This window comes from Candidatus Zixiibacteriota bacterium (genome assembly GCA_040756055.1).
In the GTDB taxonomy this organism is placed as follows: Bacteria; Zixibacteria; MSB-5A5; order GN15; family FEB-12.
The window spans coordinates 63,903-77,663 of sequence record JBFLZR010000007.1; the positions used below are offsets into that span (position 1 = coordinate 63,903).

13 protein-coding genes and 1 tRNA gene are annotated in these 13,761 nt (G+C 52.1%); 4 read left to right on the forward strand and 10 right to left on the reverse strand.

Going from position 1 to position 13,761, the window contains the following annotated elements; genetic code table 11:
• Positions 1-77: 77 nt before the first annotated feature.
• The 8 genes from AB1483_12525 to AB1483_12560 form a co-directional block, all read right to left on the reverse strand.
• On the reverse strand, positions 78-983 hold the full coding sequence (locus AB1483_12525; GenBank protein MEW6413275.1) for a DUF3078 domain-containing protein: 906 nt from the start codon (positions 981-983) through the stop codon (positions 78-80).
• Between the two features lie 25 nt (positions 984-1,008).
• Entirely contained in the window at positions 1,009-1,470 is a 462-nt protein-coding gene (gene mscL / locus AB1483_12530) for a large conductance mechanosensitive channel protein MscL (GenBank protein MEW6413276.1), read from the reverse strand.
• Positions 1,471-1,724: 254 nt separating this feature from the next.
• On the reverse strand, positions 1,725-2,546 hold the full coding sequence (panB, locus tag AB1483_12535; GenBank protein MEW6413277.1) for a 3-methyl-2-oxobutanoate hydroxymethyltransferase: 822 nt from the start codon (positions 2,544-2,546) through the stop codon (positions 1,725-1,727).
• Positions 2,547-2,551: 5 nt separating this feature from the next.
• A complete protein-coding gene (locus tag AB1483_12540) occupies positions 2,552-3,214 on the reverse strand; it encodes a deoxynucleoside kinase (GenBank protein MEW6413278.1) in 663 nt (220 codons plus the stop codon).
• Positions 3,195-3,704 (reverse strand): 2-amino-4-hydroxy-6-hydroxymethyldihydropteridine diphosphokinase, encoded by a 510-nt coding sequence (gene folK / locus AB1483_12545; protein MEW6413279.1) that lies wholly within the window; start codon positions 3,702-3,704, stop codon positions 3,195-3,197. Before folK ends, AB1483_12540 begins: the two co-directional genes overlap by 20 nt.
• Before the next feature lie 9 nt (positions 3,705-3,713).
• Entirely contained in the window at positions 3,714-4,109 is a 396-nt protein-coding gene (gene folB / locus AB1483_12550) for a dihydroneopterin aldolase (GenBank protein MEW6413280.1), read from the reverse strand.
• Positions 4,109-5,290, reverse strand: a complete 1,182-nt coding sequence (locus tag AB1483_12555) for an aminotransferase class I/II-fold pyridoxal phosphate-dependent enzyme (GenBank protein MEW6413281.1) — start codon at positions 5,288-5,290, stop codon at positions 4,109-4,111. Before AB1483_12555 ends, folB begins: the two co-directional genes overlap by 1 nt.
• Entirely contained in the window at positions 5,287-5,955 is a 669-nt protein-coding gene (locus tag AB1483_12560; protein ID MEW6413282.1) for a class II aldolase/adducin family protein, read from the reverse strand. The genes AB1483_12555 and AB1483_12560 overlap by 4 nt, the downstream gene beginning before the upstream one ends.
• A gap of 339 nt (positions 5,956-6,294) precedes the next feature.
• Here AB1483_12560 and AB1483_12565 point away from each other — a divergent pair, with 339 nt between their 5' ends.
• The 4 genes from AB1483_12565 (at position 6,295) to AB1483_12580 (ending at position 10,779) form a co-directional block, all read left to right on the forward strand.
• The gene (locus tag AB1483_12565; GenBank protein MEW6413283.1) at positions 6,295-7,794 is read left to right on the forward strand and encodes a trypsin-like peptidase domain-containing protein; all 1,500 of its coding nucleotides are present in this window, start codon (positions 6,295-6,297) and stop codon (positions 7,792-7,794) included.
• 90 nt (positions 7,795-7,884) lie between these two features.
• Positions 7,885-8,739, forward strand: a complete 855-nt coding sequence (locus AB1483_12570) for a sigma-70 family RNA polymerase sigma factor (GenBank protein ID MEW6413284.1) — start codon at positions 7,885-7,887, stop codon at positions 8,737-8,739.
• 216 nt (positions 8,740-8,955) lie between these two features.
• Positions 8,956-10,614 (forward strand): hypothetical protein, encoded by a 1,659-nt coding sequence (locus tag AB1483_12575; protein ID MEW6413285.1) that lies wholly within the window; start codon positions 8,956-8,958, stop codon positions 10,612-10,614.
• A gap of 78 nt (positions 10,615-10,692) precedes the next feature.
• Positions 10,693-10,779: transfer RNA gene (locus AB1483_12580), tRNA-Leu, on the forward strand.
• A 211-nt stretch (positions 10,780-10,990) separates the two neighbouring features.
• Here AB1483_12580 and AB1483_12585 read toward each other — a convergent pair.
• Together AB1483_12585 and AB1483_12590 are read right to left on the reverse strand one after the other, a co-directional pair.
• Positions 10,991-11,713, reverse strand: a complete 723-nt coding sequence (locus AB1483_12585; GenBank protein MEW6413286.1) for a response regulator — start codon at positions 11,711-11,713, stop codon at positions 10,991-10,993.
• A gap of 210 nt (positions 11,714-11,923) precedes the next feature.
• Positions 11,924-13,759: a C1 family peptidase gene (locus AB1483_12590; GenBank protein MEW6413287.1), complete on the reverse strand. Its 1,836-nt coding sequence runs from the start codon at positions 13,757-13,759 to the stop codon at positions 11,924-11,926.
• Positions 13,760-13,761: the final 2 nt, after the last annotated feature.

Consider the following 13,761-nt stretch of genomic DNA (forward strand, 5'->3'; position numbering starts at 1 on the left):
AGGCAAATTGAAAGGCCGGACCCTCACTTACGAGCGCCCGGCCGTTTTGTTTATATTATCAATAATGTCGCGACTGCCTACATCATCTTGAAAACAAACCCTATAGCCACCGTCTCCTTGATGCGCGACTTCTTGGAAATCTCCTTGTCATACAGCACCTGCGTGTAGAGATTGACCGTGACGATCTTGGTTACCGAGGCGCTGATGATATTCTCCCAGTTAACATCGACCGCCTTCCAGTAGTCTTCGTACTCCGTGCCCTTGACCTCATCGCTCTTGGAATAGAAGAGCGCCTTGAACAAAGTGAGCTTACCCGTGTACTTGATATTGTCGTGGAGTGACAGGCTGGCATCGGTCACGGACTCGATACCGCCATCGGTGGATGTCTCACTTTCCGTGGCCAAAGTCAACGTATCGGCTATGTATTTCTGGATAATCTGCCGGAAGCCAAAGCCGAGTCGGCTGAGAACGAAATCATCCTTTTTCTCGTAGAACTTGCGCGCCGCACCGGCTGATTCGGTGAGCTTGATCGGCGAGAAAAAGAGTTTTTTGGCGGGATGGCTGCCGTCATAGAACTGACTCTCGAGCCTGAAAGCCACGTAAGGGTCAACATACTTGTGAAGTACAAACAGGCCCACATTTTCGAAGTCGATCAGGTCGGTCGATTTCTTGGGCTTGCTCCAGTCTCTGGTCTCTTCGTCCTGTGTCAAAGTCTGGCCGAACGACATCTTCAGGCTGGATCTCAACTCGAACCACTCCTTGAGATACTTGCTGGCTTTGCCGTTGAGATTACCCACCCAGTTGACCGAACCGGCCTCACCACCTACCCATGAGTTGGAGTAAGCGGTCTGGGTGGTGGTGATGTCTACGATCAGAGATTTCTTCCAGCCTACGTACATACTGTCTTCTTCCGCGGCCTGGGCGGCCACAGCAAGCGCCAGAAAGACAAGAACAACGAGTGGCGCTTTAAGGTATCTAAACATGTAAACCTCCTCTAAAATGTAATGGCTAAGATGTCTGTAATTCCGATGTGCAGTGCGGGCACTTCCGGGCCTTAATAGGGATCTCAGACAAGCAGAACGGACACTCTTTGGTGGTCGGCGACGGGGCCGGCGGTGCTTCCTGCTGTCTTTTGAGTTTGTTGACACTCTTGACTAACATGAAAACCGCGAAAGCGACGATCAGGAAGCTGATAACCGTGTTGACAAACATACCGTAGTTGAGTGTTACGGCTCCCGCTGCCTGAGCGTCGGCAATTGTGGCGTACGGAGCAGCTATTTCCGCTCCCTGTTTCAACACGATGAAGAGATTCGAAAAGTCAACATTACCGAGCAGCAACCCGATTGGCGGCATGATAACGTCTTCCACCAGCGATTTGACGATCGTCCCGAAGGCGGCGCCGATAATTATACCGACCGCCATGTCGACGACATTGCCTTTGACGGCAAACTCTTTAAATTCTTTCATCATACCCATTTTTGAGCACTCCTATTTTGACTGATCACCGACATACATTTTATCGCGAACTTATGAGAAGGTCAACAAAAGCTCTGCGTCACCTCCACAAACTCAAATGGCGAACAGCTTATCCGGATCGCCGGTTTCCGTTAACCGGAATTCATTCAAGCATGTCGTTGATAATTCTGTGTGAGCAATTCCAAGTGAAGGTTACCGGATCGGAAGTTATAAGACAAGCATTAAAATTCGAAGTTTCCAATCAGGAATCAGTACGATTCATCCTCACCGGGGTATTTGCTCCTGCGGACGTCATCGATGTACTTCTCGACGGCCTCAGCTATGATCGGAGGAAGATTGGCATATTCACGGAGAAATTTGGGCTTGAAACCTTCGGGGCGAAGGCCGAGCATGTCATTGATTACCAGCACCTGACCATCACAGTTAACGCCGGCTCCGATTCCGATCGTAGCCATCGTATCCAGAGCGTCGGTGATTTCACCCGCGATTTTGGCCTCCATGAGCTCCAGAACCATTGAAAAACAACCGGCTTCCTGTAGAGCAAGGGCGGACTCCATGAGGTAGGCGCGGGATTTTTCGTGCCTGCCCTGGACTTTCGGGCCGCCGAATCTGTGAATAGACTGCGGCGTGAGCCCGATGTGTCCCATGACCGGTATGCCGCACTCGATCACTCTTTTAACTGTCGGGACCATCTCCGTGCCCCCTTCGATCTTCACCGCCTCGGCGCCCCCTTCCTTTAGAAAGCGTCCGGCGTTTTCGATGGCAGTCTGAATAGAGGGTTGAAACGACATAAACGGCATATCGGCCACCACCAGCGCCCGCTTCGTACCCCGAGCGACGGCGGCCGTATGCGCCACCATGATGTCCATGGAGATAGGCAGGGTGGAATCATGACCATGGATTACGTTGCTGGCGGAATCGCCGACCAGGACTATGTCGATCCCGGCTTTGTCGATCAATTGGGCGGTGAAGAAGTCATAGGCGGTCAAGACGGCGATTTTCTCGCCCTTGGCTTTCATCCCAATGATAGTCTGTATGGTAACTTTTTTTGTTTCTCGTGTGGAAGACATGGTCATCATCTCCCGGCCAGATCCCCGGCGGGGGAGTAGTACTTTTTACCGGAAATCGGTTTCTGGATCTGCCCTATCAAATCATCAAAATGCTCCGGCGTATTGACAAAATCTATTTCATCGGTTTTGACCACCAGCAGAGGTGTTTCGGTGTAATTGAAGAAGAAGTAATCATACGCCTTGTTGAGCACCTCGAGGTAGTCGGAGTCTATGGACTTTTCGAAACTGAAATTGCGCTTTTGAACCCTTTTCATGAGAATGGCAGTAGAGGCCTGCAGGTAGATCACCAGATCCGGTCGAGGGATATCAGCCGAGAGAACCGGCGCGATTTTATTATAAAGCGTGAGCTCGCGATCGGAGAGAGTGACCGAGGCGAAGATAGAATCTTTGGCGAACAGATAATCAGCCACGATGCGCTGGGCAAAGAGGTCGCGCACCATGAGCTGCTGCTGCTGCTGGAATCTGGATATCAGGAAATAGAGCTGGGCCGAGAAAGCATACCGCTTTCGATTCTTGTAGAAATCGACAAGGAAGGGATTCTCGAACACTTCCTCGTTGAGAAGTTCCGCGTCAATGCGTTCAGCCAGCATGCGCGCGAAGGTCGTCTTGCCGACACCTATCACGCCCTCGACGGCTATATATCTTGGTTCATATGTCTCTGGCGACATGATCCTTATACAGGATAACTTCCTGTTCATCCTGTTCGCTGACAAAGTCAGCAATTGGTGTTTTGGTTACCGGGTGTATCAGGTCCGGCGTGATCTGCAAAAGCGGCAACATGGCAAAAGGCCGTTTCAGCAGTTCCCGGTGCGGTATCGACAGCGTTGCTGTCTCGACAATCTGTTCTCCAAACAGCAGAATGTCCAGGTCAATCGTGCGGGGCAGTTTCTGACCTTTGCCGGTGCGCCCCATGCTCTTTTCTATCAACTCGAGTTCGTTCAGCAGCCCCTGGGGACGGTACTGATAATCGGCCATCACCACCTGGTTCATGAAAGACGGATTTTCGCCTTCCATTTCTTTCGCCTCGGTAACATAAATGGCCGAGGTAGCCACTATTTCGAGACCGGACACGAGTTCCAGCTTTGCGAGGGCCATCTGAAGGTTTTTTTCGCGGTCCCCGATGTTGGAGCCCATCAAGATGTAAACTGTTTCTGCCATGCTCAACCTCTACTGCTGATTTTTGTCCATCAGCTTCGACGTATCCTCCTGATACCGGGTCAATTCCACTTCGATCGATTTAATCTGCCCGGGAATCGGAGGATTCATTTTCCGGACTCTCAAGGTGACCCGGTAAGCCGGGAAGCTCTCAAGCAGTTTCGTCGCCAGGCTTGTCGCCAGGCCTTCCAGCAACGAATACGCTCTTCCTTCCACCGTTTCCTTAATTACGTCATAAGCCTGCCTATAATCAATAGTATCGGACAAATGGTCGGAACGTCCAGCCTCCGCCAGATCGACCTCGAGTTCACAATCGACCTCGAAAACCCGTCCGGTCTCCTTTTCCGCCGCGGTGGCTCCATGATAGCCGTAGAACGATAGGCCGCTGAGTCGTATGATGTCCTTCATCAGTCGTCTTCGCTCACCTTCAATAGGTTTAATTTACGCTTGATACGCTCACGGGCTGTCTGGTAATCTTCCGGTGGAGTGGTCAGGGACAGCCTTATGAAGCCGTCGCCGTTCTCCCCGAAAGCCGTGCCGGGAGCCACCAGGATTCGACTGCGACGGTATAGGATACTGGCCTGTGTCCGCGCATGCTTTCGTCCGGCTATTTTTGCCCACAAAAACGGCGTTGAATCGAAACCGGCCTTTTCCAGCGAGAGCATGTCGGCCAATTTAACTGCCTCAGCTTCAGATCGCTCGATTATATCGCGGGCATTTTTCAGGTTATCTCCGGGGTATTGCCTGATGGCCGTCAGGGCCAAGTCTATATAGAAATCGGGGATAAATGCCGGCAAGAGGGAGCCAGCCGATTCCAGCCCGTTGATGACATCTCTGTTGCCGACCGCGAAACCGAAGGGTATAGCAGGCAGTCCGAAGGTATAAGCGAAGGAATACACCTCGATCCCGACTTTCCTGCCACCCTCGATAGCCAGTAGCGAAGCCGGCTTATGGGTGCTGATTGCCTGGTAAGCGGCATCGTTCACGACCACAACGTTTTCCCTGGAAGCCATCCATATCAAATTCTCCATCGCCTTCGCGTCGAGGGAAGCCCCGGTAGGGTTGTGCGGGGAATTGAGAAATAAAAGACGCGCCACGCGGCCCAGTCTGGTGCTGAGTCTTTCAAAATCAGGCTGCCAGTTATTCTTGTGCGAGACGGTATAGTGGACCGGTTCGCCGCCGCACGCCATAGTCACTTTCCGGTATAGAGGAAGCCCTAATTCGGGGACAAAGACAATATCTCCGTTGTCAACGAAAGCGAGGGCGAGAGTCATCATGATCGATGATATCCCGCCGCCAATGAATACCTCTTTTCCCGGATTGACTTTTGCTCCGTGCTCGTTCGATATCCATTCGGCCACTGCTTCCTTGAGTAAACTTATGCGGCTCTTATCCGCCGGGAAGAGCTGCTTTTCGGATAAGGTCAACCCGGCGGTCAACGTTACCGGCCAGTTGAATCTGGCAAGATCGAGAACGTCAATTTTCTTAATGCGGGTCGGCCGGGTTTTTTCTCTGGTAAAGGACACGATATCGAGCGGTAGCTGATATAAGCGATTAGCCTTATCGATTATGGCTTTTTTAATTATCATGCTTTCTGCCCTCGCTGCCGGGTTTCCGTTTGGGCTGCCTGGCGCATTCTGCCCAGCCGCTCAAGGTCTTCATCGGGTATCGATCTCACCTTGCCGAGTTGGCGGGCCAGCCGGATTATGTGCGCGCAATGCTCCACTGTCTCGTGGCGATTATAAGCCTCAAGTAGGTCGGTGCCTACGGTCAGCAACCCATGATTACTTAAGAGAAAGGCGTTGGAGTCGTCCAAATACGGCCTCAGGGAAATGCCCACCTGCTCTGTCCCCGGAGGAGCATATTCGACCAGTGGGACCTCGCCTATGAAAAGCGCCATCTCCGGCAGTACGTTCGCCGGAATCGATTGGCCCGCGACGGCGAATGAAGTAGCGTTGGGGGCGTGTGAATGTACGCAGGCGCCGATATCGGGACGCGCCGAGTACACCGCCAGATGCATCTTCAGTTCCGAGGTCGCTTTTCGAAAGCCCTGAAGGATGTTGCCCTTCAAATCCACGACTGCCAAATCGTCAATCGTGATATTCTGTTTCGAGATGCCGGATCCCGTAACCATGATCTCAGTGTCGCTCAGCCGGGCAGATATGTTGCCTTCGGCTGCGGCAATCATGTTTTTCAGGTACAACATTCTGCCAATTCTGGCGATTTCATCAGCGATTTTGATATGGTTTTTCATGGCTTACGGGAAGTTAGAGGCTTTTTCGACGGTTGTCAACAACTCTGAAGAGGGTTCGGCACGTGTCGAGCAGGCTCGACTCAACTCAAGTTTCTGTCTGTTAATGTGTTAGGGGTGATTATCGGGCGCTTGGCGGGGCTGGCGGCAGACGGAAGCTTGTTGTGAGCATCGACTGACCCGGAAAAAAGCGCCAAGCTGTTGATAGATAAAAGTTTTTTTGAATCAAATGGGCTGTTCGTTGCGTTAAAATAATAGGTATGCCGGGCGTTCAATTTTCCCTTGACAGAAAAGTAGGGAAAGGTTACTTTACTTGGCTAAGTGTCTGGAGGATAAGATTACTTGAGCTCACGCTTTTTCTCCCCTCAAAATAGTGCTTCGAAGGGGCGTCAGTATTATTTAGTGATTTCGGCGGCGGTCGTATTTCTGATACTGGGGATCCTGATTTCGTCCGGTCTGGATTTCACCTCTCCTTCCGTGGCCAAAAATGCATCGGTAATGCCCAATCTGAACATGTATCCAGTCGTGGAGAGTGACGATGGATATGAGTCGCCGTTCGTGGCCGTAGTTGCGGCTGTCGAAGGCGCGGTGGTGCACATTTCGGCCAGGGCTCGCGTGGATGACCTCCCCTGGTGGCATCAGGGCTCGGCTTATGCGACCTCGGCCGGCTCCGGGTTTTTCTTTCGCGAGGACGGCTATGTTATCACCAATAATCACGTCATTGAGAACGCCGAAAAACTGACTGTTACCACCGCATCGGGATATAATTACGAGGCCAAACTGGTCGGCACCGACCCGCAGACCGATCTGGCGGTACTGAAAATTGAACCGGAAGAAAAAATAACGACCATACCCTTTGGCGATTCCGACGCTATCAAGGTCGGGGACTGGGCGATAGCTATCGGCAATCCGTTCCCGCAGCAGGGTCTTGATAGAACTGTAACGGTGGGTGTGATTTCGGCAAAGGGGAGAAGTAACCTGAATTTCGGCCGGGAGACACCGGCTTATCAAAATTATATACAGACCGATGCCTCGATAAATCCGGGTAATTCCGGAGGGCCGCTTCTGAATATTCGTGGTGAGTGTATCGGCGTCAATGCGGCCATTTCAAGTCCTACCGGCGGGTCGGTCGGTATCGGGTTTGCCATTCCGATTAATCTGGCGCGTTCGGTGGTTCCGGATCTGATTGCCTCCGGCCGGGTCAGCCGCGGGTGGCTCGGAGTTTGGCTGGGACGGCTCACCGAACAGGAAGCTCGCCGTCAGGGGCTCGATGCTGTTCGGGGCGTGTTGATTGACTCCGTGTTCGCCGATTCGCCCGCTGACAGGGCGGGTATGCGAACCGGCGATATCGTGCTGACCATCGATGGTCAGCCGGTCAACAACAACAGCCAGCTTTCGGTGCTGATCGCTCAGGTAAAGTCCGGCCAGCCGATTCCGATAGAAGTCGTGCGCGAGGGCGAGCACCTAACGCTGACAACGATAGTCGGTGATCGTGATACTTTTCTGGCCTCGCTTGACGAAACTCCCCGGAACCCTGAGGGCGATTTCGAGGTTTCAAGATGGTTGGGGATGGAACTCATGAACTTCACCGATAACGTCGCTGCCGCCCTCGGCATCGAACGTATCGAGGGAGTTTATGTCCGGCGCGTTTTGACCGGCAGTCCGGCCGACAACGCCTCAATTACCCGCGGAACGATTATTCTCCAGGTGAATAACGAGTCCGTTGAATCAATTGCGGATGTTGAGCGTATAAGCCGGGATATTTCGGGTCAGATGGGCAGGGTGCCCCTCATTGTGGTGGAACCCGATGGAACGATCGCCCGTAAGGTGATCAGATTGTAGACGGACGAAAATTAGGTTCGTTTTTTGAATAGAATGACCACGTTTTGTGGTTATAAACAATACTATGGTGGAAGGAGTAGGTCGTAGACTGTGGCTAAACAATCCCTAAAATATCGCGATGAAGACAGATCGTTGGATCTCTATCTCCGCGAAATCGGGGAAACACCTCTCATCAGCGCTGAGGAAGAGGTGCGGTTGGCTCGTAGAATAAAGCAGGGAGATAAACGTGCCCTGGAGAAACTAACTAAGGCCAATCTGCGCTTTGTCGTCTCAGTGGCAAAACAGTATCAGAATCAGGGTCTGTCCCTGGCCGATTTGATTAACGAAGGCAATATTGGCCTTATAAAGGCGGCCAAACGGTTTGACGAGACCCGTGGTTTCAAGTTTATCAGTTACGCGGTGTGGTGGATCAGGCAGGCGATACTCCAGGCTCTGGCCGAGCAGAGTCGTATCGTGCGTCTGCCTCTCAACAGAGTCGGAACCCTTCACAAGATTGGAAAAGTCTCCAGTCAGTTGGAACAGGGTCTCGGGCGCATTCCGTCGCCGAAAGAGATCGCCAACGAACTGGAGCTGTCCGAAGGTGAGGTATCCGATACTCTGAAGATATCCAATTCACATCTTTCGCTCGATGCTCCGTTTTCGTCGTCGGAGGATAATTCATTAATCGATGTTCTCGAGGATGAATATCAGCCGTCACCCGATGAAGCCTTGTTGACCGGCTCTCTGAAAATCGAGATTGAAAAAGCTCTGGACTCGCTGACTGACCGCGAGGCCGAGGTTATCAACCTGTATTTCGGTCTCAATCATGAGAAGCCGCTTACGCTCGAAGAGATCGGCGCCCGGTTTTCGCTGACGCGGGAACGCGTGCGGCAGATCAAGGAGAAGGCGATTCGCCGGCTCCGTCACGCCTCGCGCAGCCGTTCGCTGAGAGCTTATTTGAATTAGGCGATTAGACATTTCGATTATTGCGACCGCCCGCTTAAACGCGGGCGGTTTTTTTGTGGCAGAGAACCCGGTTTTTTCAAGAACCGGTATCAGCCCGATACTTGAATTTATATTGATTGCGGTGCTCATGCCGGTTATTATCAGTCCGATGGTTACAAACATCGCGTGACCACAGTTCGTTTCGCTTTACCTGAAAAGGAAAAAGGTGATTTCATTTTGCCCGGACTGAAACGCTACATTGAAGAATACTGGCTACCTGCTTTGATCTCGGCTGCAGCGTTGGGCCTGTCACTCTATTTGCAGCAATGCTGTTTCTGGTCACCCATGGCGCTGCCGGAGGAAATGTGGGAAGCGAAATTGAAATTCCACATGACATGGCATCCGTTCGCGGTCCGAATATGGCAGAGTTATGCGACTCTGGCGATGAACAAACTCACCGGTCTTGCTATCAAACAGTCTTTCTTCGTGATTCAGTATGGACTGGCTATGGGGCTGGGGTTGCTGTTTTACCGCTATTTGCGACATATGCTCTTCGACAGGATTTGGGCGAACCTGGGTGTTGTCCTTCTAATGACAGCCTATCCAGTCATTGGAGCCCACTTCGAGCCGACTCACACCTGGGACGACATCTGGTCATACATCTTCCTGATTCTACTCCTGCTGGCGGTAATGCGGGATCGATGGATTCTGGCGGGTGTCTATCTGGTGCTGGGTCTGTTTGCGCGGGAGCAGATCTTATTGTTATACCCCATCCTGATTCTATGGGCATGGTGGTCCCGAAAGCAGGTGCCGACCGGAAGGCAGGTGATCGGTCTGGTGTTCCCTGTAGCCGTATATTTCCTCTACCGACTACTGCTTTGGGAGGAGATTGATCCGAAACGGTGGCAGCTTCTGCTGTTTAATTTCGACGGTGAGGGTCGTATAAACGATACCATCGTGTCCGCTATCATAGCTTTCGGATTCATGTGGCTCACGTCGCTGCTGGGATGGATGAGCGTTGTCAATCACGGTCGGATCGAGGAAAAGCGGTATCTGGCAACTGGCGGAGCGATCTTTGTCGGTCTGACAGTTCTGTTCACGTTTGTGCTTACCTTTGCCCGCGAAACACGAATCTTTTTTCCGCCATTTGTGTTTGTTATTCCTCTTACATTGTATTTCCTCCGAACTCTGTGGCGAAGTTATTTTTGTAGGCTTCATCCTGTTTGGTGGCTAGTCTCGACGGTAGTGCTTTTTATATTCGGTTGGGCTGGCTATCGGTCGGCGGTGAACATGGCTTTGATATCGGAATATAAGATTAACGCCGATCTGCGAGTTCCTTTGGCCGGGGTACACGTTGGCCTGATGGCAGCAATTCTGACTGGCTATGTCGCGCTATTGTTAAAACATATCTACCGGCGCGGTAGAGACAAACGTCGAATCAAACAGTTGATCTCGTACATGGAAATATCGCTGATATCAGCGTTTGTTATACTGATAGTCATGGTCGAGGTTGTTCCTATCGTAAAAGGACCGGCTCTTCAGGTCGTGGGCCCGGTTTCCGGCCACCACATGTTTGGCAGTGCCGTCAGGTTAGAAGAAATTTCGCTTGAAGAAACAGGCGGTCATGCGACCGCTATTCGTTTCAAGATGGAGTCGATGGAGCCTATCAAAGAGGCGAACAAGATATTTCTTCATCTCTACCCGTCTGATGGAAGCAATAAGAAGATTCTGGATTTTCTCCCCGATATTCCTGTGAACTTATGGATGCCCGGAAATGACTATACACTTCGCAGAGTGCTGGATGTTGCCCCCGGGACCTACAAGGTTTCGGTAGGTATTTTCAGCCCTTGCGGCAGGATTGGCCAGCCGTATAATTTCTTTTTACAACTCAAATAGAGCTGACTTCCGCGGTTCTCATTAACGCACTTGACAATATTTGGGCTTTTCGCTATTATCTACTGCCAATTTACACGTGCCGAAGTGGTGAAACTGGTAGACGCGCTGCGTTCAGGGCGCAGTTCTCGCAAGGGAGTGGGGGTTCGAGTCCCCCCTTCGGCACCATTATAGATGGCGTTACCCCACATCAAACTTTAGAGAAAATCCTCAGCGAGCTACCCCACAAAGCCGGCAAGGCCAGCCCCGCCTTCGGCACCATCATCGATAGCCCAATCCCACTTCAATCAAACTGCGGGCCACCATTTAAAATGTCTTCTCATCCAGAAATTATTAGGGGATTCGAACAGAGGGCTGTCAAAACCTGGTTGGTGTTGGTCTACGCCAAGAACGGGGCGAGACGGCGGGCGATCTCGAAATTCTTGAATGGCTTTGAAATATAACCGTCGGCCCCGGACTGAATGACATAGTCGTTGTCGAACTTCTGGCTCTTACCGGTAATAACGAAAACGGGAACATTGGCGTTCTTCTCTTTGATCGCCACCGTGAGTTCCATGCCGCTCATCCCCGATGGCTCCAGACCGGTTATGACCATGCCAACACGATTGGTTTCAAGTATCTCGAGAACCTCCTGCGCCGACTCGGCCATGATCGTCTTGTAACCCTCCCGCTCCAGAATCTTCTTCAAAAGATTTCTTATCAGCGGATCACCATCAACCACCACGACGGATTTTATGAAGCGCTCGTAGATATGCTGTATCTTCGCGATGAGAATCTGGCTTTCCACCGGTTTGATTATGATTTCCTTGACGCCAAGCTCGGCACAACGAACGACCGTATCCTTGTCATGAAGTACCGACGTGGCCAACACCGGTGTTTTATTGAAACGGTGATTTGACTGCAGGTATTCGAGAAACTGGAAGCTGTCCATCCCCGGCAGAAACAGTCCGAGAATGATTATGTCGAAGAAAGCGGAACCGTTCAACTGGTTGATAGCCGACTTTCTGGAGTTGACCACGACCACTTCATAGCCCGCCTCGCTGCACACAGCCACACAAACCTTGATCGCTGCCGGGTCGTCTTCAACCAGCAATATTCTCATACCTCTCCCTGGCTTACCACTGTAGACAGAATGTTTCCCCAACCCCGAAGATAGAATAGCGCAAGATGTTAGTCGGGTATATCTATAATCGGAAGAATCGGGCTGAGCCTTGAGGGGTGCACGCGTGCGGTTGTTACAAGAGAAAAGCACAAAGGCGAACCGGGTCTAACATCCGGTTCGCCTTATATTTATGCCGCTGGACCGACCCTCTTACGGACAATCGGCCGGGGCCGGGCCACCATTATAAACATAATTGACCAGATAGACGAGATCCTCGATAGTGAACGGCGGTGTCCCATCGATTTCCACCTCGTCGAGACACGACGGCTGCGGGCCGGACGCGAAATTCCAGTCAACGAGATAGATGATGTCGTCGATATCGACAGCGCCGTTGTGGGTGGCATCACCTCCGAGAGCGCAACAATACTCCCCAACCGTGATACTTCCGGCAATAGTCGGTACCTCATAGTCAATCAGGTCGCCGGAATAGGTTGGAAGATAGATATCGTAACCATCGAGAAAGATGTCGGCGGTTTTGCCTTCAGTTGCGGTCGCGGGTATCCTAAAGAGGAGTTTCACGATCGGGCCTTCACCGGGTGAAAGGTCCGGCGAGGTTTCCGATAGAGATGACACCAGCTTGAGGGTGAATCGCTTCGTACCCCAGAGGTCGGAATGTAAATACGTCGTTAATTCAAAGTACTCGGTGCGACATCCCTCCACCGAAAAGCCGAGGTAAATCAGGCCGAAATCGTTGGCGAACTCGACCGGTATCTTGAAGTATTCGACGGGGGCAGAGTTGAAAGTGGAGAGTGTCATAATCACGGTATCGCCGGGCTGACCGTGCTGATTGGCTGTCTTGAGTGTGTCGGCGATCGAGACTATGTACATCTGCTTTGTCGCACTGTGCGTCTCCCCGCCGGAGACAACCTCCACGCTGACGTCGAAATTTCCTCTTTCATCATAAGTGTGACTCGGTGCTTGGATGCCGGCGGATTCACCGTCACCGAATTCCCAACTCCACGACTCGACCGCGTCGGGATAAAAAGCATCGAAATTCACGGTATGAGGGGCAAGCCCGTAGAGGCTGTCGCCCCAGAAGTATATCTGCGGAGGCAGACCGTAGTCAACATAAGTGGCCCCGTACCCTATAAGGTTGCACCCGTACTCAATGAACATATATCCCGCGTCGCCCCATCCGGTGCCCCATGAGTTTTTCATAATCCAGGCGCCGTTTTCGCCCAGGTTGTCATCCCAGCCGACGAGAACGACGCAATGGTCGATGTCATCGCCGTAACAAGCGTTGTAGACTCCGCCCGTATAGTCCTGGAACGCGGTGTTACTGCAGTAAACGCCTACCGACAAAGGTCCGTATTGCATGATAGCCTGCTTTAGCAGGTCGGTCGGCGGTATTGTCCCCGGCTCACCAACATAGCCCCACCCCTGCAGGCAGTAATCTATCGCGTGAGGGTACGGACAGCCGCACGGATCATCGCGACCCGTGTATGGCGCGTCTTCCTCCAGCACCGGCCCCCAGCCGCCGCAGTCATCGAGTTTTCTCGTCGGGATGGAATCATGAAGATGATAATCGTGAGACCACCATCCTCCGTCCACACAATCGTAGCCGTCTTGATTACAACTTACCAGGTATTGTTCTGACAGATCCACTATAATGCCGTCCTTTATGCGGATATTGCTTTCCAGAGCGCCGACGGTGGCGTAGGCCCAGCAACTTCCGCACACCCCCTGATCTTTGATAGGGGTGACGCCGTTTAAGGCTCTCCAGTCGAATGACGACGGCAGTCCCATCGCCGCGATAGCCGGGGCCGGCTGAAACAGCGGCGCTTCGGGAAACTTGTCGGGAACTCTTGCTCCGCGGAGTTGGTGAAGGGGCCTGTTCGTGGCGGAGGTTTCGCCTATCGTGAATGTCCAGCCCTCGCGCTCGCCTACGGCTCTCAGCGAGTCAATTTGCTCACTGATATTCTGCCCAGAGACTGGAGTCCACAGGGAAAATATGACTAATGTCGAAAGTGAAATTATGCTCTTCATGC

What these genes read in the sequence shown, in the direction of transcription:
- AB1483_12560 (MEW6413282.1), bottom strand. Translation starts at nt 5,955, where the DNA reads ATGAAAAACCATATCAAAATCGCTGATGAAATCGCCAGAATTGGCAGA.
- mscL (MEW6413276.1), bottom strand. Translation starts at nt 1,470, where the DNA reads ATGATGAAAGAATTTAAAGAGTTTGCCGTCAAAGGCAATGTCGTCGAC.
- folK (MEW6413279.1), bottom strand. Translation starts at nt 3,704, where the DNA reads ATGGCAGAAACAGTTTACATCTTGATGGGCTCCAACATCGGGGACCGC.
- AB1483_12525 (MEW6413275.1), bottom strand. Translation starts at nt 983, where the DNA reads ATGTTTAGATACCTTAAAGCGCCACTCGTTGTTCTTGTCTTTCTGGCG.
- folB (MEW6413280.1), bottom strand. Translation starts at nt 4,109, where the DNA reads ATGAAGGACATCATACGACTCAGCGGCCTATCGTTCTACGGCTATCAT.
- AB1483_12590 (MEW6413287.1), bottom strand. Translation starts at nt 13,759, where the DNA reads ATGAAGAGCATAATTTCACTTTCGACATTAGTCATATTTTCCCTGTGG.
- AB1483_12555 (MEW6413281.1), bottom strand. Translation starts at nt 5,290, where the DNA reads ATGATAATTAAAAAAGCCATAATCGATAAGGCTAATCGCTTATATCAG.
- AB1483_12585 (MEW6413286.1), bottom strand. Translation starts at nt 11,713, where the DNA reads ATGAGAATATTGCTGGTTGAAGACGACCCGGCAGCGATCAAGGTTTGT.
- panB (MEW6413277.1), bottom strand. Translation starts at nt 2,546, where the DNA reads ATGTCTTCCACACGAGAAACAAAAAAAGTTACCATACAGACTATCATT.
- AB1483_12540 (MEW6413278.1), bottom strand. Translation starts at nt 3,214, where the DNA reads ATGTCGCCAGAGACATATGAACCAAGATATATAGCCGTCGAGGGCGTG.